The organism is Streptomyces sp. NPDC001868, assembly GCF_040297125.1.
Classification (GTDB): domain Bacteria; phylum Actinomycetota; class Actinomycetes; order Streptomycetales; family Streptomycetaceae; genus Streptomyces.
This window is the reverse complement of record NZ_JBEOYO010000026.1, coordinates 1-17924: the sequence shown is the minus strand read 5'-3', so window position 1 is coordinate 17924 and position 17924 is coordinate 1. Positions and strand designations below refer to the sequence as shown.

Below are 17924 nucleotides of genomic sequence, written 5' to 3'. Positions count from 1 at the left end.
CAGGCTTGCGGGGCCGGGGTCTTTCAGGCCCGCAGGGGCCTGAAGCTTTTAGGGGCGCGGGGAACTGCGCGAGAAGCCCCACGCACCCGCACCCGACATCGCACCGCTCACCCCAGTGCCCCGGTGCCCTAGTCGCCACGCAACCGCGGCGCCCACGCCCCCGCGTCCACCGCATGCCCTTCCTCCTCCACGACCCCGGCCAACCGCCGAGCCCAGACCCCCACCCCGGCCAGATCGACCCCGTAGGGCCGCGGCCGGCCACTCCCGGCGCCCCAGTCCTCCACGGCACCGGCCCCCCGCCGCAGCAACATCGCCCCACCCTTCACGTTCCCGCGCGCCGAATGCGTGAGCCCCACCGCGAGCTGGGCCAGCCCCCGCCACAGCGCGCGCTCCTCGTCCGGCCCGGACTTCCAGGCGTCCTCGAAGACCTCGTGTGCGTGGAACGGCTTCCCCGCGTCCAGCAGCGCCTGCGCCTCGACGACCGTCGCCTCGGGATCCCGCACAACCCCCTCGGGCTGCCGCTCCACCCCCGGCGCCCCGTACGGCAACGGGCGCCCCAGCCCGTCCCGGGGCCGCGCACTCCGCGCCCGCCCCTCCTCGTCCCGGTCCCGTCCCTGTCCCCGTGCCGTCCCGTCATCCGCTGTCCCGCTCATGCCTCGATTGTCCCCCGCCGCTCACCGGCTGCGGGGCAGGGGCCGACGTACGGTAAAGTTCTCAGTGCGCGATCACGCGGTTCACTGCGGACAGCGCATCGGGACGTGGCGCAGCTTGGTAGCGCACTTGACTGGGGGTCAAGGGGTCGCAGGTTCAAATCCTGTCGTCCCGACTTGAGAGAGTCGCAGCTCAGGGGCTGTTTCGGAGCAATCCGGGACGGCCCCTTTGTCGTGCTCGCGGCGTGCGCTCACACCGGCTGCGGCGTGAAGGAACGCAGCTCGTCCGCTCCGGGCCGGACGACGCCGTAGCTGCTCTCGGGGACCTCGTTCCAGGCGCCGGGCATGTCACCGAGGGGCTCGGAGACGATGAGGCGGGTCTCGTCGGAGACCTCCCGCAGGAACGCCAGGTCGGGGTGGAGGGAGCGAAGTGTCTCCACGCGGGTGCTGTAGAACAGCGAGCGGGACGTCTTCTGGCTGGAGTAGCGGAAGGCCCACAGCGACCGGCCGTCCGTCACGGCGACCGTCATCTGCAGCGGGAACTCCACGCCGTGCTCATGACCCGTACGTTCCACCAGGCCGGCCATGCGCGCGACGGCGCCCGGCGGGTCCTCCTCCAGTCCGAACGTGAGCGCCAGGTAGAACATCAGCTCGGAGTCCGTCTGGCCTTCGATACTGGCGAACAGCTCCGGGTCGACGGCCAGGGCGAGGTCCCGCCGGATCAGATGGAAGTCGGCGATCGCCCCGTTGTGCATCCACATCCAGCGGCCGTGGCGGAACGGATGGCTGTTGGTCTGCTGCACCGCCGTACCGGTCGAGGCCCGGATGTGGGCGAAGAACAGCGGGGATCGGACGTGGTCGGCGATCTCCCGCAGATTGCGGTTGCTCCAGGCCGGGCCGATGTCGCGGATGACGGCGGGGGTCTCCAGGTCGGGCGAATACCAGCCGACGCCGAACCCGTCACCGTTGGTGGTCTCGACGCCCAGCCGGGAGTGCAGACTCTGGTCGATCAGGGAGTGCGCCGGCCTGTAGAGGATCGTGTCGAGCAGGACGGGCGTTCCCGAGTAGGCGAGCCACCGGCACATCGGGCTACCACCTTCCTGACGAACGGGCCGAACGGGCCGAACGGTCCGAACAGGTCGAACGAGTCGAGCAGGTCGAACGTATCGAACGGGTGAGCGGTTGTGTGGGACGTGCGTCGAACCGGCCGAACGGGTGAACCGGCCCTCCCATGGTCGTGCGGCCGTCTGATGATCGCCACACGACCGGCCCTCCGGTCGGCGGTCGGTCGAACGGCCGGTCGGCAGCCGGTCGGCCTTCGGGGGACCTCAGGGCGGGTCCGCGTCGGGTGGGCGTCGGGTGTGCGTCGGGCGGGTCCGCGTCGGGTGGGAGACCGGCCGTCAGGCCCGATAGCCCCGCAGCTTCCGGTACAGCGTGGCACGGGCGATGCCCAGGGACGCCGCCGCGCGGGCCTTGTTGCCCCCGTTGCGGCGGAGGGCCTCCAGGATGGCGGAGCGTTCGGCGTGCTCCATGGGGCTGAGGCGCCGGGCGGCCGGGCCCTCGCGCACGGCGTCCGGCAGTTCGGCGCGGCGGACGGGCCCGGACGCGCGCCGCTGTTCGGCCAACGCCCTTACGAGATGGACGAGTTCGGTGACGTTGCCGGGCCACGGATGCTGTTCCAGGGCGCGCAGGGCGTCCAGTGTCCAGGTGAGCGGGGGCTGTCCGGGGGCTGGCTTCGGAGCCAGGGCCGTCAGCAACTCCTTGATGTCCTCCGGCCGTTCACGCAGGGCGGGGAGGGTGACCGAGCGGGCGGCCAGGGTGTCCAGGAGCCGTTGGAGGCAGGGGCCCGGCGGTGTTCCGGGCGTGTAGGTGGCCAGCAGGGGTGTGCCCGGATGCGTTTCGAGGAGTGAGTTGAGCGTCGCGATGTCGGGCTGTGTGAGCCGTTCGACATGGCGGATGAGCAGCGCGTGGCCTGCCGCCAACTCGTCGAGCAGGGAGCCCGGTTCGCCCTCCGCCGCGTCCACGACCAGCAGTTCGGGGGCCAGTTCGTGGGCGAGCGCGGTCTTTCCGGTGCCGCGTTCGCCGACGAGCAGCAGCGGCTCGCGTGACCTGGCCAACTCCGTGGCCCGGCCCACCGCGTGCCGCCACGGCACCGAGTCCCCGGCCAACGCCACGACACCCCGCCCGACCGGCTCGGGGGCCACACGTCCCAGCGGCTCCAGCACTGCCACCGCACCGATGACCGCACCCCGGTGCGACACCGGGGCGACCGCCGCGGAACACCGCACACCGTCGGGCAGCCGGATACGGTACGAGTTTCCCGCCGGGGCGGTTGTGTCGGCCGCGTCAGTCGGGTTGGCCGGGTCGGTTGCGTCGGCCGCGTCGGTCACGGACACCGCTGCGGGGTCCGGCTCGGGGGTGCGCTCGGGCTCCGCCGAGCCTGGGACCGCTTCGGTCGCCGCCTCGGGATCGGGGCCGGTCGTACCCGTGACGCCTTCGGCCACGGCTACGACTACGGGTACGGGTACGGGCGCCCCCTCGGCACCAGGCTCCGCCATCACCCCCGACACGTCCTCGGCCATGGCATCCGGCGCCGTCGCACCCGAAAGGCGGCCACCCCCAGGCCTCCCACCCCCAGCCCTCTCCCCGCCATTCGCGTCCCGCACCAGCGCGACCACCCCCCGCTCCAGCGCCTCCAACCCCTCCGGTGACAACAGCCGCCCCGCGGCCTCGCTCACCAGACGGTTGCGGCCGTCGAGGGCGACGACCGCTCGCCCCGGCTCCCGCGCGGCCCGCAGATAGGCGTCCAGCAGGACCCGCTCGGCCGGCTGCGACCGGGCCAGCAGCTCCGTCTCGACGGCACCGGCCGCGGCCTCGGCGAGGGACGACCATGGGTGCGGGGCGCACTCGGCGCAGAGCCCGGAGGTGACGGTCACCGTGCCGAGGGTCCGCCCGGTATCGGGCGCGAGCACGGGCACGCTCACCGCGGACACGTCCTGCCACAGATCGAGGAAGTGCTCCGGTCCGTGCACCTCCGCCCGGCGGCGGGTGCGCACCGCGACCGCCGCGCTGTTGTTGCCGACCACCTGCTCGGAGAGGTCCTCGCAACAGGGGTCGTCCGGCGCGCATCCGGTCGCCCACAGCACCCGCAGCCGCTCGTCGGTCAGCAGCAGCGCCGTCCGCCCGGTGCCCACGGCGGGGGCGAGCCGTTCGAGCACCGGCCGGGCCGCGGCCAACAGGGCGGGCTCGTCCGGTCGTACGGCATTGCGGGGTGCGCCGGCGTACTCGCGGGGCGCGTCGGTCGCGGAGTCCGGCACGTCGTGCCGTACGCCGAAGAACCGGGCGCGCCGCCAGGCGGCGACGATCTCCTCCGGTACACCGTCCGGCAGTTGGCGTCCTTCGAGGAACAGCTCGCGGGCCCTGCGCAGCGTCGCCAGGGCAGGGTGGGCGGGGAGGTGTTCCGCGGTGGTCACGACGGCACTCACCGTACCCGGCGAGGTGGAAGAGGCGACAGCCACCCCGGAACGCGACGGGCGGCGGGCCCCATCGCACCGCACACGCCCCCGCACACGCCCCCGCACACGCCTTCCGGCACACCCTGCCCCGCACTAGCCCCCCGGCACGCCCCGCCCCACCCGTGGCGTTGAACGCACACGGCCCCACCTCCGTACCCGTACCCCGTACACACCCCGCCCCCGCCCCGCCCCTGCCCGGCAAACCGCACGCACTGTCTCTTATTGAGACACCCACGCTCCCGCCCAGCCGTCCATGATCTTGAACGGCCGGTGCCTGTTCTCATCCCTGGAGCGTCTCCCGTGCACACCGTCGAGCCGGATGTCGTGACCGACGTACTGATCGTGGGCAGCGGCCCGGCGGGCGCCTCCGCCGCGCTCGCCCTGAGTACGTACGGCGTCCCGAACATCGTGGTCACCCGTTACGCGAGTCTCGCCGACACGCCCCGCGCGCACATCACCAACCAGCGCACCATGGAGGTACTGCGCGACCTCGGCGTCGAGGACGAGGTCGTCGCGAAGGCCACCCCGCAGCACCTGATGGGCGACACGACCTTCTGCACCAGCCTCGCGGGGGAGGAGCTGGGCCGGGTCCGCTCCTGGGGCAACGACCCGCTCGTCCAGGCCGCGCACGAGCTGGCCAGCCCCACCCGGATGTGCGACATGCCCCAGCACCTCATGGAGCCCGTGCTGGTCGACGCGGCCGTCGCGCGCGGCAGCAACCTGCGCTTCAGTACGGTCTACAAGTCCTTCGTCCAGGACGACGACGGCGTCACGGTCACCGTCGAGGACCGGCTGCGCGGCGACGAGTACACGATCCGCGCCAAGTACCTCATCGGCGCCGACGGCGGCCGCTCCCAGATCGCCGAGGACGCCGGACTGCCGATGGGCGGCCAGATGGGCGTGGCCGGCAGCATCAACATCGTCTTCGACATGGACCTGACGAAGTACACCGCGCACCGCCCGTCCACGCTCTACTGGGTGCTGGCCCCGGGCGCCACCGTCGGCGGCATCGGCGCGGGCCTGGTCCGCTGTGTACGGCCGTGGAACGAGTGGATGATCGTCTGGGGGTACGACGTCACGGCCGGCGCCCCCGACCTGACCACCGAGTACGCCGAGTCGATCGTCCGCAGGCTGGTCGGTGACGACGAGATCCCGGTGACCGTCAAGTCGTCCTCGGCCTGGACCGTCAACGAGATGTACGCGGAGACGTACTCCGACGGGCGGGTCTTCTGCGCCGGCGACGCCACTCACCGCCACCCGCCGTCCAACGGCCTCGGCTCCAACACCTCCATCCAGGACGCCTACAACCTGGCCTGGAAGCTCAAGCTCGTCCTCGACGGCACCGCCTCGCCCAAGCTCCTCGACACCTACACCGCCGAACGCGCCCCGATCGGCCGGCAGATCGTCACCCGCGCCAACAAGTCCATCGGCGAGACCGCCCCCGTCTTCGAGGCGCTCGACGGGCTCTCCCCGCAGACCCCCGAACAGCTGTGGGCCAACATCGCCGCCCGCAAGAACGCCACCGAGGCCGCCGAGAAGCAGCGGGCCGCGCTGCGCGAGGCGATCGCGTTCAAGGTGTACGAGTTCAACGCGCACGGCGTCGACCTCAACCAGCGGTACACATCGGAGGCCGTCGTCCCCGACGGCACGCCCGACCCTGGCTTCGACCGCGATCCCGAGCTGTACCACCAGCCGACCTCCCGCCCGGGCGCCAAGCTCCCGCACGCCTGGATCACCTCCGGCACCCGCACCCTCTCCACGCTGGACACCGTCGGCCGGGGCCGCTTCACCCTGCTCACCGGCATCGGCGGCGCCGACTGGATCCGGGCCGCCGACGCCCAGGACCTGGAGATCGCCACCGCCGTCATCGGCCCCGGCCAGGAGTACGAGGACCCGTACGGCGACTGGGCGCGGCTCAGCGAGGTGGCCGACGCCGGAGTCCTCCTCGTACGGCCGGACGGGTACGTCGCCTTCCGTCACGCGACGGCGGCCGGGTCACCGGAGGAGGCCGAGCGTTTGCTGACCGACGCGGTGCGGCGGATCCTCGGGCACGCACAGGGACTTGAATAGGGGCATGAACAGGGACATGGCCACCGAATTCACCACCCACCTGACCGAGGCGGTCGTCGACAGTCTCGACGGCACGGCCGACCCGCGCCTGCGCGAGCTGCTCGCCGCCCTCACCCGCCATCTGCACGCCTTCGTCCGCGAGACCGAGCCGACGATGGCGGAGTGGGAACGGGCGATCGGCTTCCTCACGGCGACCGGGCAGACCTGCACGGACACCCGGCAGGAGTTCGTGCTCCTGTCGGACGTCCTCGGCGTCTCGATGCTCGTCGAGACGATCAACAGCGACGAGCGCGGCGGCGTGACGGAGTCGACGGTCCTCGGCCCGTTCCACATGACCGAGTCGCCGGTCCGGGAACTCGGCGCGGACATCGACCTGGTCGGCGGCGGCGAACCGTGCGTCATCAGCGGGCGCGTGCTGTCGAAGGACGGCACTCCGCTGCCGGGCGCGGTCCTCGACGTCTGGCAGGCGAACGCCGAGGGCTACTACGACGTCCAGCAGCCCGACGTCCAGCCGGCGGGCAACGGTCGCGGACTGTTCACGGCCGACGGCGAGGGCCGCTTCTGGTTCCGCACCTGTGTGCCGAGCCCGTACCCCATCCCCACGGACGGCCCGGTCGGCGACCTCCTCCGGGCGACGGCCCGGCACCCCTACCGTCCGGCCCACATCCACTTCATCGCCTCGGCCGAGCACCACGCGCCGGTCACCACCCATATCTTCGTGGCCGGCAGCGACCACCTCGACTCGGACGCCGTCTTCGCGGTCAAGGAGAGCCTGGTCCAGGACTTCGCGGAGACCGACGACCCGTCCCTGGCGCAGGAGTTCGGCATCCCGAACCCGTTCCGCCACGCCCGCTTCGACCTCGTCCTCAACACCCTCGACAACGCCCACGACAGCACCCTTGACACAGCTGACGCTCACAACTCGGAGCGGTCGTAATGGAGTTCGTGTACGAGGCGCAGCCCATGCGGATCGTCATGCGCCCCGGCGCGTCGGTGACGGCGGTGGCGGGGGAGGCCGAACAGCTGGGCCTGCGACGGCTGTTGGTGGTGTGCGGACCGAGAGGAGCCGAGACGGCCCGGGCGGTCGCGGACGCGCTCGGCGACGCGTGCGCCGGGCTGTTCGCGCAGGCGCGGCAGCATGTGCCGGTGGAGGTGGCCGACCGGGCGGTCCTGGCGGCACGGGACGCGGACGCCGACGGCTGCGTGGCGGTCGGCGGCGGCTCGGCGATCGGCCTGGGCAAGGCGATCGCGCTCCGCACCGAACTGCCGTTGATCGCCGTCCCGTCGACCTACTCCGGCTCCGAGATGACCCCGGTCTGGGGCCTGACCGAGCACGGCACCAAGCGCACCGGCCGCGCCCCCTCGGTCCTGCCGCGCAGTGTCGTCTACGACCCCGAGCTGACCCTCTCCCTCCCGGTGCCCCTCTCCGTGACCAGCGGCATCAACGCGGTCGCCCACGCCGCGGAGGCCCTGTACGCGCCGGACGCCTCGCCGCTCGTGTCGCTGACGGCGGAGGAGGGTGCCCGGGCCATGCTGGGCGCGCTGCCCGACGTGGCGGCCGACCCCGGGGACCTGGAGGCGCGCGGCCGGGCCCTCTACGGCGCCTGGCTCTGCGGCACCGCGCTCGGCGCGACCACCATGGGCCTGCACCACAAGCTGTGCCACGTCCTGGGCGGCACCTTCGGCCTGCCTCACGCCGAGACCCACACGGTCGTCCTCCCGTACGCCCTCGCGTACAACGCCCCGGCCGCCCCCGATGCCATGGCGGCCCTCGGCCGGGCCCTGGACACCGACACCCCCGCCCAGGCCCTGTGGGACCTCTCGGGCAGCCTGGGGGCGCCTCGCTCCCTGGCCCAACTGGGCCTCGCTGAGGCCGACTTGACGGCGGCGGCAGACGAGGTGACGGGGAAGGCGTACCCCAACCCGCGCGCGACCACGGCGGCGGACGCCCTGAAGATCCTGAGGGCGGCGTACGCGGGCGACCGGCCTCCGGTGTGGCCCTGACCGACTCACCGACCGACTCACCGCCCGACGCACTGACCGACCCTGACCGATCCTGACGACTCACTGGCCGACGCGAACGACGACGCGAGACGACGAAGAACCGAAAGGTGACCACCATGCCCCTCGGACTGCTCCGGCGGCGATTCAAGAGTGCCTCCGGAGGCACCGCGGGCACCACGCTCCCGGTCCCGGACGGCGCGGGTGCCGTCCTCCGCGAGGTCCTGGACCCCGTGAACCAACCCATGGGCGCGGCCGATGTCACGGTGACGGAACTGCGCAGCCACCGCGTCGCCGCACGCGGCACCACGGACCCGTACGGCCTGTTCATGGCCGTTCTGCCGCCGGGCACCTACAGCATGCTGATCATGGCCGAGGGCCTGGAACCGCACCGCGAGACGGTCGAGATCGTCGCCGACGCCGGTGCCACCCGGGAGCGGGTGTGGCTGCAGTCGGCCAGGGGGCTCGAACTCCCGCCCCCCGGCACCTGGCTCTTCGACCCACCGCACACCGCGATCCGCTTCATCGCCAAGCACGTCGGGATGGCCCATGTGCACGGCCGCTTCGAACGCTTCGAGGGCGGCCTCATGATCGCCCAGGACATGACGCAGTCCCGCGTCCATGTGCGCATCGACGCGTCCAGCATCACCACCGGCAACAACACCCGTGACACACACCTGCGTTCCGCCGACTTCCTCGACGTCGAACGCTTCCCGTACATCGACTTCGCCAGCACCCGCTTCGCCTACCGCGGCGGCAGCAAGTGGACCCTCCAGGGCAGCCTCACCATGCACGGCGTCAGCCGCTCGGTCTCCCTGGACACCACCTACCTCGGCACCGTCAACGGCGGCTACGGCGAGGAGCTCCGCTGCGCCGCCCTCGCCAAGTCCGAACTCCACCGCGAGGACTACACCCTCAACTGGCGCTCCATGCTCGCCCGCGGCATCGCGGTCGTCGGCCCGACCATCCAACTGGAGCTGGACGTCCAGGCGATGTACCGGACACACGACACGCCTACGCCCCCGGAATAGCCCGGAGCGCATTCTGTGTCCCGACCCCGAACCCCGCTGCAGTACAGCCCTCGCCACCCCTACCCTCACCTGCCTGCTGAACCACGCGACGGACCTGTCCGAGAACGGCGAGCACCGCGGGCCGTGACGGTGGGCCGTGACGGTGGGCCGTGAAGCGTACGAGGGGCTCACCGCGGTGCTCGACCCCGACCACCCCCTGACTCGGGCGGATCGCGGAGACGGAGAAGGACGACCGGGCCCCACGGGCGAACCCGCCCGCAGGGCCTCGGCCGCTTCGGGACCGCCGCTCGAACTCGGTCCCTCGGCCCGAACTCGGTCCCGGTAGCCGGGTGTTCACTCGGTGGTCGTCCGTATGTCTGAGATCGGCGGCGGCAGGGTAGGACCTTCGATGCCGTCGATGCGGTGGGGCATGCTGGGGGGCGCCTTGGAACAGCCGTACTTCTTTCTCAGTTACGCGAGGCAGGACGACCGGGCGGCGTATGTGGGGCGGTTCTACAACGACCTGCTGGAGGCCCTCGACCTCCCGGGCTCGGTATCGGCCCGGCAGCCCACCTTCCGTGACGTCGTGAACATCATGCTCGGCGACGACTGGCTGCTGGAACTGAGCCGTGCCGTCGGTTCCTGTAGGTCCATGGTCGCGCTCTATTCGCCGGCGTACTTCCGCAGCGAGTACTGCGGCAAGGAGTGGACCCACTTCGCCGCGCGGGTGCGGCGCTACCAGGAGATGACCTCCGTACCGCCGCGGGCGCTGGTCCCGGTGCTCTGGGAACCGGTGCCGCAGCGCAGGATGCCCGCCGAGGTCAGGGCCGTGCAGTACACCGAACCGGGGCTGGGGGAGGAGTACCTCAGACACGGGCTGCTGCAGCTGATGCAGTCGGACCCGGGAGGGCCCGCGTACCGGCATGTCGTCGAGCAGGTGGCCCGCCGGGTGCGCATGGCGGCGGACCCCTTCAACCTGCCCATCGACGAGCCTCCCGCCTTCGACCTCTCCGAGGTGCGGGGCTGCTTCCCGGTCAACGAGACGCCGGAACTCACCGGCCACGTCCGGATATTCGTCGCGGCCTGCACCAAGGAGCAGCCCCCGGTGGGCCGTTCGCACACCGCGTACTACGGGGAGGCGCCGTGGATGTGGGCGCCCTACAGCCCACCGCGGATCCCGACCGTGGTGGAGCGGGCCAAGCGGGTCATCACCGGTGACGGACACACCGCGAGTGTCGAGGCGGTGAGCCCCCAGCTGATCCGGCACCTCAACCGGGCCCGCCACCTCAACCAGGCGTGTGTCCTGCTCGTGGACGCCTGGTCGGCGGCCGAGGCGCCGTACCGGGGCGCGCTCCTCAGATACGACGAGCTGTACCACCCGACGACCGCGGTCCTCGTCCCCTGCCACGAGCACGACCGGGAGTCCGGCACGGACAACCAGGCACTGTGGGACGCGGTCAGAAGGGTCTTCGAACGGAACTGGATGCGCCGCAACGACCCCCATGACCCGGTGTTCTGGGCCCCCGTCGACCAGCACGAGTTCGACGACATGCTGGCCCGCGCGGTGACCGTGACCCAGAACCGGATCGCCGCCAGCGGCCATGTCCGACGGCTGCCGCCGGGCGCGCCGCCACCGTCGATGCCCCGGCTCTGACCACCCGCCCGACGACAGGAACCACCCGCCCGACGAACCGTCCTCCCGTCCGACCACGACTGCCCAGGAGACCGGATGAGCCCCTCCAGCGCGCCGGACGGCCGAGGCCAGGTCGTCACCTTCTACTCGTTCAAGGGTGGCGTCGGCCGCACCATGGCCCTGGCCAACGTGGCCTGGATCCTGGCCAGTCGGGGCAAACGCGTCCTGGCCGTCGACTGGGACCTGGAGGCCCCGGGCCTGCACAGCTACTTCCACCCACTGCTCACCGACCCCGAACTGCGCGACACCGACGGGCTGATCGACCTGCTGCGCGCCTACCAGCAGGCGGTGCTCCTGCCCGGCCGCGAGGAGGTCCCCGAGGACGACGGCTGGTTCCGCCGGACACTTGATCTCACGCCGTACGTCGTCGGCCTCGACCTCAGGTTCGCGAGCGGCGGGCGGCTGGACTTCCTGCCCGCAGGTCGGCAGAACGCCGCCTACTCGGACTCCGTGACCTCCTTCGACTGGCACGCCTTCTACGAACGGCTCGGCGGCGGATCGTTCCTGCTGGAGCTGCGGGAGGAGATGGCCGCCCGCTACGACTACGTCCTGATCGACAGCCGCACCGGCGTCACCGACAGCTCGGGCATCTGCACGGTGCTCCTCCCCGACACGCTCGTCCTCGGCTTCGTCTACAACGTGCAGAACATGCGCGGCTCCGCGCACGTGGCCCGCGCCGTGACGAAGGGCTCCCGCCGGCCGATACGGCTGCTGCCGGTGCCCATGCGCGTCGAGGACGCGGAGCGCGATCGCCTGGAGATCAGCCGCGACCGCGCCCGCGAGGTCTTCGGCGGCCATCTGTCCTGGCTGGAGGAAGGCAGCGTCGAACGGTACTGGGGCGACGTGGAGATCCCGTACAAGACGTTCTACGCCTACGAGGAGATCGTCGCGCCCGTCGGTGACCGGCCCTTGCAGGAGGGCACCGTGCTCAAGGCCTGCGAGCGGCTCACGGACTGGCTCACCGACGGCGAGGTCCGGCGGGGCGTGCCGCTGCCCGACGAGGAGCGGCAGCGGCTGCTCACCGCGTACATGAACAAGAGCCGGGCCATCAGCGCCTGTCTCTTCGTCAGCTACGCGCCGGAGGACCGGATCTGGGCGGAGTGGGCGGCCTGGCATCTCGAAACCGCAGGCTTCCGCGTCACCCTGCACGACATCACGGCCACCGGGTCCGGCGAGACAGCCCCGGAGGTGGTGCGCGCCCTGGCGGAGGAAGGCCGGGTCCTCGCCCTGCTGTCCGAGGAGTACGCCGAGGTACCGCAGTCCGCCGCGCTCTGGCGGGCCCTGACCGGCAGGGAACGCGCGCTGGCGCCCGAGCTGATCGCCGTCCGTGTCCACGGCGGCGAACGGGCCCTGGAACCGCCCTTCGACCTCGCCGCGGCCCCCAGCATCGCCCATCTCACCGCGGTGAACGCGGTACGACGGCTGCGGCAGAGCGTCGGCCCGCCGCCCTCGGCGCCGACCCCGGGACGTGGCGCGCCCGCCCCGCTGACCGCCGAACCCCCGCGCTATCCGGGCACCAACCCGTCCGTCGAGTCGCTGCCACCGAGGAACGGCGGTTTCACCGGCCGGAACGCGTTGCTGCACGAGCTGCGGGACCGGCTCACCGCGGAGGACTCCTCCAGGCCTCAGGTGCTCGTGGGCCTCGGCGGGGTCGGCAAGACGCAGACGGCACTGGAGTACACGTATCGCTTCCGTGGCTCCTACGACGTGGTCTGGTGGGTGCCGGCCGCCGAACCCACCGTCATCGCCACCGAGTTGGCCCGTCTCGCACCACAACTCGGCATCGAGCACGGGGAGGACACCGCGCTCACCGCCCAACGGGTGCTCAGAGCCCTGGCCGGCGGGACGCCGTACCGCAACTGGCTGATCGTCTTCGACAGCGCCGGCTCACCGGAGGAGACCGCCGAGTGGCTTCCCGCCGAGACCTCCCGGGGCGGACATGTGCTCGTCACCTCCCGCGACCGCACCTGGGAAGAGGCCGGAGACGTCCTGCCGGTCGAGGTGTTCAGCCGGTCCGAGAGCGTGGCCCTCCTCGGCCGGCACAACCCGGGCCTCGCCCCGGACAGCAGTCGGCAGATCGCCCACGAACTCGGCGACCTCCCACTCGCCGTGCACCAGGCCGCAGTGTGGCTGAGCGCCACGGCCATGCCCGTCGACCGCTATCTGCAGCTGCTGCGCACCCATGCGACGGAGCTGCTCAAGCGCACGGAGAAACGCTCGCTGGAAATGGCGGGCTGGCTGGTGTCGTTGGAGGAGATCAGAGCCAACAGCCCTGCCGCAGCGGACCTGTTGGAGATCTGCTCCTTCTTCGGAGCCGATCCCATTCCCATGGAACTGCTCTACACCCGTTCCCTGATGGACGCCCTCACGCTCGGCGAGGACGAACCCCGGGACGAGGTGACCATCAGCGAGGTCTTCCAGGAGATCAACCGGTTCGGGCTGGCCCAGGCGGACCAGGAGGAGGGCACGGTCGTCGTCCACCGCCTGGTGCAGGCCGAGATCCGCCACTCGATGCCCGTGGAACGACGTCTGGAACTGCGTGCGGTGGTGCACTCCGTACTGGCCGCGGGCAACCCCAAGTTCCCCGGCGCACCCGAGAGTTGGCCGCGCTACGCGCAGCTGCTGCCCCATCTGTGGCCCAGCCGGGCGGCACGCAGCGACGATCCCGGGGTGCAGCAGTGGATCATCGACACGGTCCGCTGTCTGTGGCGCCGCAATCTGCTGGGCTCCGGGCGGGACACCGCAGAGCGCGTCCTCGCCGAGTGGACCGAGCGCCTGGGCCCGGACGACATCCAGGTGCTGAGCCTGCGCACCCAGCTCGGCAACATCCTGCGCTCGCAGGGCGCCTCGCGCGAGGCCTGGCGCAACGACCTGGACGTCCACCGACGGCTGGCCGCCCTCATGGGTCCGGGTCGCCGTCGTACGCTGATCGCCGCCGCGAACGTGGCCGCCGACCTCAACGCCCTGGGCCGTTACGCCGAGGCCCGGGAGTGGGACCGCGCCACTTACCAGGCCAGCAAGGCGGTCTGGCCGCCCGACGACCTGCGGCTGTCCATGCACGCCAGCAATCTCGGTGTCTCCGAGTATCTGTGCGGGGACCGGCGCGCGGCACTGGAGATCCACCGGCGCGTCTATCGCGACCGGCTCGACCTCAAGGGCCCCACGGACATCTACACCCTCAGCGCGGCCTCCAACTACGCCCGCGACCTGCGCGAGACCGGCGACCTCCGGGCCGCCCTCGCACTGCTGGAGGAGACCTGCCAACTGCTGTGGGAACGGCTCGGCCCACGCCACGCCCAGACCCTGTCCACACAGCGGAACCACGCGGTGGCGCTGCGCCGGTCCGGCCGCTACGAGGAGGCCCGCGAACTCGTCGCGTCCGTCCATCTGATGTACGCGGAGGACCGGGGTCGTGACCACCCGGACACCCTGGCCGCCCGTGCCGACCTGGCCAATGTGCTCGCGGCCCTCGGTGATGTCGACAGCGCCCGCGATCACGCCGATCACATCCTGACCCGCCAGCGGCAGACCCTGGGCGAATCGCACCCCTACACGCTCGGATGCCAGAACAACCTGGCGATCTATCTGCGGCTCGGCGGCCACGCGGCGGCCGCCCGCGCCACCTCCGAACGCGCCCTGCGGGCACTGACCGACACCCTCGGGGAACGGCATCCCTACACCCTGGACGCGATGATCAACTACGCCAACTGCCTGGTGGACACCGGCGAGACGGATGCCGCCATCGCGCTCGAACGCGAGGCGCTCGCCGGGGTGTTGGAGACTCTGGGCGCCGACCACTACGACGTCGTCACCCTGCGTTCCAACCTCGCGGTCGACCTCGCGGGGGCTGGTGTGACTCAGGAGTCGGAGGAGCACTACAGTGGGGCCCTGCAACTCGCCGCCCAGACCTTGGGAGTGGACCACCCGACCTACGAGGCGGTGGACAGCGGGGTGCGACTGGACGCGGACATCGAGCCACCCTTCACCTTCTGATTCCGTGCCCCGGGGAGCAGGGTGAGTCCCATCCGGAAGGGTGAGGTCTTCTTTACGGCGCTTTGTGTTGCTTCCTGCCGTTTTCCTTTGCTTCGCTGCTATTCTCCGCTCACCGCCACGGGCGTCACCCGCCGGGCGGACGTCCCGTGTCAGCATGGCCCCTAGGAGTGCGGTGTCACCCTTCTTGTCCTCGCCGGATGTGTCTGCGGGACGCGCCCCTGCCAGCGCGGGTCCGGTCAGGCCCGCCGAGGACCGCCCCGGTACCGTCGCCGAGAACAGCGCCCTCGGTCACGTACTGCGCCGTCTCGCCTGGGAGGCCGCGCATCCGGAGCCTTCGTACGTCGCCGAGTTCGAGTCCTCGCTTCCCTCGCTCACCTACGCAGCGGAAGCGTCGATGGAGTGACCTCTTCGCCGGTCCGGTCGACGCCCGTGTCCTTGCGGCAGTTCGTCCTCAAGGTGCACAGCCGCTGCAACCTGGACTGCGACTACTGCTACGTCTACCACTCCGCCGACACCAGCTGGCGCGCCAAACCCCGAGTCATGGAACCGGCCGTCGCCGAGCAGGTGGCCCGGCGCATCGCCGAGCACGCCGTGACACATCGTCTGCCCGACGTCCGGATCGTGCTGCACGGTGGGGAGCCGCTGTTGCTGGGGGCGGGGCGGTTGGGGGAACTGCTCGGGGTTCTCGGGCGAGGACTGGCACCTGCGGGAGTCCCGGTCCGTTTCTCGACGCAGACCAATGGTGTGCTGCTCACCCCCGACATCCTGGACGTGCTCCACCGGCATCGGGTGGGCGTCAGCGTCAGCCTCGACGGCACCCGGGCCGGCCACGACCGGCACCGCCGCTTCCCGAAGGGCGAGGGGAGCCACGCGCGGGTGATGGAGGGACTCGGCCGGCTGGGATCCGCCGAACACCGCCCCCTGTACGCGGGCCTCCTGTGCACGATCGACCTGGCCAATGATCCCGTCGACACGTACGAGGCGCTGCTCGCCTCACGCCCCCCTCGCATCGACCTCCTTCTGCCGCACGGCACTTGGGACACCCCGCCCCCCGGACTCACGGACCGACGCGACCGGATACCCGCCGCCCCGCCGGTGGACTCCCACGGTGCGACGGCCCACCCGGGGGAGACGCCGTACGCGGACTGGCTGCGGCAGGTGTTCGACCGTTGGTACGACGCTCCCGTACGGGAGACCGGCGTCCGGCTCTTCGAGGAGTTGATGGCGGGCGTGCTCGGGGGCTCGATGCGCACCGAGTCCGTCGGACTGGCCCCGGCGACACTGGCCGTGATCGAGACCGACGGTTCCATCGAGCAGTCCGACTCCCTCAAGGTCGCCTACGAAGGGGCGCCGGAGACAGGACTCGATGTCTTCCGCCACTCCCTCGACGACGTCCTCGACCAGCCGCTGATCCGTCAACGGCAGTCCGGCGCCGAGGGGCTCGGGCCCGTCTGCGGACGCTGCCCCCTGATCGCCGTCTGCGGGGGCGGGCTCTTCGCCCATCGGTATGCCCCCGGGAGCGGCTTCCGCAATCCCTCCGTCTACTGCGCCGACCTGGCCGCGCTCATCCTGCACATCCGCACCCGGGTGCGGGCCGACCTCGCCGGGGCCACGCGGGGCCTGCCCGACCCGGACGGCGCAGGCGCGTAGGGTAGGGTTTACCTGCGTGTTCACATGAACTCCGTGAACAGCGCGAACGGGACGTGGCGCAGCTTGGTAGCGCACTTGACTGGGGGTCAAGGGGTCGCAGGTTCAAATCCTGTCGTCCCGACTTGAGTAAGTCGCGGGACAAGGGGCCGTTTCGGAGCAATCCGGGACGGCCCCTTCTCGGTTGCGGAGGGGACACCGCATGAGGATCGTCGTCACGGGTGGCTTCGGGTTTCTGGGGCGGCAGGTCGGTGACAGGCTGCTCGCGACGCGGACGTTCCGGGGGGTGCCGATCGATCGCCTCGTGCTCGCCGACCGGATCGTGCCGTCCGGGGCGGGGGCGGTGTCCGACCCGCTCGTGGAGGTCGTACGGGGTGACCTGACCGACCGTCTCGACGAGGTGTTCGCGGAGCCGGTGGATGTGCTGGTCCATCTCGCCGCCGCCGTCTCGGCCGAGTGCGAGGCCGACTTCGACCTCGGGATGGGCGCCAACCTGGACACCACCCGCGCCCTCCTCGAAGCCGCCCGGGCGCAGTCGGCCGCCGGCGGGCCGGTGCCGCTACTGGTGTTCTCCAGCAGTGTGGCGGTCTACGGTTCCGACCCGGCGCTCCCGCTCCCGCCGGTCGTCAGCGAGTCGACCCTGCCCACGCCGCGGTCCAGTTACGGGATCCAGAAACTCGTCTGCGAGCACCTGATCGCGGACTACACCCGGCGCGGTTTCGTCGACGGACGGGTCGCCCGTCTGATGACCGTGTCGGTGCGGCCCGGCAAGCCCAACGCGGCCGCCTCCGGCTTCCTGTCCGGCATCATCCGCGAGCCCCTCGCGGGCCTCCCCGCCATCTGTCCCGTACGTCCCGACCTGCGGGTGGCCCTGGCCTCGCCACGGCGCACGGTCGAGGCGATCCTCCGCATCGCGGAGGCCGAGCGCGGCACCGGGCGGGGCCGGTTCGACGGCGGGCTGCCGGTCAACCTTCCGGCGCTCACCGTCTCGGTCGCCGAGATGCTGGCCACGCTGCGGCAGGTGGCCGGCGACGCCGTCGCCGACCTGGTGACGGTCGCACCCGACCCCGCCGTCGAGGCCCTCGTGGGCTCGTGGCCCGCCGCCTTCGACCACACGCGCGCCGCCGCGCTCGGTCTGGCCCCCGACCCGAGCTTCGCCTCGGTGGTACGGGACTACCTCGCCGACCATCCCGACGCGGTCCTGGCCGACCCGACGCTCGGAGAACGACAGCCCGGCCGGGGGCGATGGAACGACTAGGGCCTGTTGCGAAAGTGGCGCCTGCCGCGCGACGCCCGGCACGCACTCTCGCCGCACCGCCCGAAAGCCCGAGTACACCCAGTACGA

The 17924-nt window shown here is 71.6% G+C and carries 12 protein-coding genes and 2 tRNA genes; 11 read left to right on the top strand and 3 right to left on the bottom strand.

Annotation, left to right across the window (positions count from 1 at the left end; all coding sequences use genetic code 11):
- Positions 1–128: 128 nt before the first annotated feature.
- Positions 129–653 (bottom strand): DUF309 domain-containing protein, encoded by a 525-nt coding sequence (locus ABT147_RS27190; protein WP_351410709.1) that lies wholly within the window; start codon positions 651–653, stop codon positions 129–131.
- Positions 654–752: 99 nt separating this feature from the next.
- Here ABT147_RS27190 and ABT147_RS27185 point away from each other — a divergent pair.
- A tRNA-Pro gene (locus ABT147_RS27185) sits at positions 753–826 on the top strand.
- 75 nt (positions 827–901) lie between these two features.
- On the opposite strand, the gene ABT147_RS27180 is transcribed toward ABT147_RS27185, so the two are convergent.
- Positions 902–1735, bottom strand: a complete 834-nt coding sequence (locus ABT147_RS27180) for a class II glutamine amidotransferase (RefSeq protein ID WP_351410707.1) — start codon at positions 1733–1735, stop codon at positions 902–904.
- Positions 1736–2050: 315 nt separating this feature from the next.
- Positions 2051–4123, bottom strand: a complete 2073-nt coding sequence (locus ABT147_RS27175; RefSeq protein ID WP_351410705.1) for a helix-turn-helix domain-containing protein — start codon at positions 4121–4123, stop codon at positions 2051–2053.
- 342 nt (positions 4124–4465) lie between these two features.
- On the opposite strand from ABT147_RS27175, the gene ABT147_RS27170 reads away from it, so the two are divergent.
- The 10 genes from ABT147_RS27170 (at position 4466) to denD (ending at position 17837) form a co-directional block, all read left to right on the top strand.
- Complete coding sequence (locus ABT147_RS27170) at positions 4466–6235, top strand: FAD-dependent oxidoreductase (protein ID WP_351410703.1); 1770 nt, start codon at positions 4466–4468, stop codon at positions 6233–6235.
- A 16-nt stretch (positions 6236–6251) separates the two neighbouring features.
- Positions 6252–7172 (top strand): intradiol ring-cleavage dioxygenase, encoded by a 921-nt coding sequence (locus ABT147_RS27165; RefSeq protein WP_351410701.1) that lies wholly within the window; start codon positions 6252–6254, stop codon positions 7170–7172.
- Complete coding sequence (locus ABT147_RS27160; RefSeq protein ID WP_351410700.1) at positions 7172–8239, top strand: maleylacetate reductase; 1068 nt, start codon at positions 7172–7174, stop codon at positions 8237–8239. Before ABT147_RS27165 ends, ABT147_RS27160 begins: the two co-directional genes overlap by 1 nt.
- Positions 8240–8355: 116 nt before the next feature.
- Complete coding sequence (locus ABT147_RS27155; RefSeq protein ID WP_351410891.1) at positions 8356–9267, top strand: YceI family protein; 912 nt, start codon at positions 8356–8358, stop codon at positions 9265–9267.
- Between the two features lie 388 nt (positions 9268–9655).
- A complete protein-coding gene (locus tag ABT147_RS27150) occupies positions 9656–10900 on the top strand; it encodes a TIR-like protein FxsC (RefSeq protein ID WP_351410698.1) in 1245 nt (414 codons plus the stop codon).
- A gap of 75 nt (positions 10901–10975) precedes the next feature.
- Complete coding sequence (gene fxsT / locus ABT147_RS27145; protein ID WP_351410696.1) at positions 10976–14932, top strand: FxSxx-COOH system tetratricopeptide repeat protein; 3957 nt, start codon at positions 10976–10978, stop codon at positions 14930–14932.
- A 172-nt stretch (positions 14933–15104) separates the two neighbouring features.
- Complete coding sequence (locus ABT147_RS27140) at positions 15105–15335, top strand: hypothetical protein (RefSeq protein ID WP_351410694.1); 231 nt, start codon at positions 15105–15107, stop codon at positions 15333–15335.
- Entirely contained in the window at positions 15332–16582 is a 1251-nt protein-coding gene (locus tag ABT147_RS27135) for an FxsB family cyclophane-forming radical SAM/SPASM peptide maturase (RefSeq protein ID WP_351410692.1), read from the top strand. Before ABT147_RS27140 ends, ABT147_RS27135 begins: the two co-directional genes overlap by 4 nt.
- Positions 16583–16629: 47 nt before the next feature.
- Positions 16630–16703, top strand: a tRNA-Pro gene (locus tag ABT147_RS27130).
- Positions 16704–16781: 78 nt separating this feature from the next.
- Positions 16782–17837: a D-erythronate dehydrogenase gene (denD, locus tag ABT147_RS27125; RefSeq protein WP_351410689.1), complete on the top strand. Its 1056-nt coding sequence runs from the start codon at positions 16782–16784 to the stop codon at positions 17835–17837.
- The last annotated feature ends 87 nt before the right edge of the window (positions 17838–17924 follow it).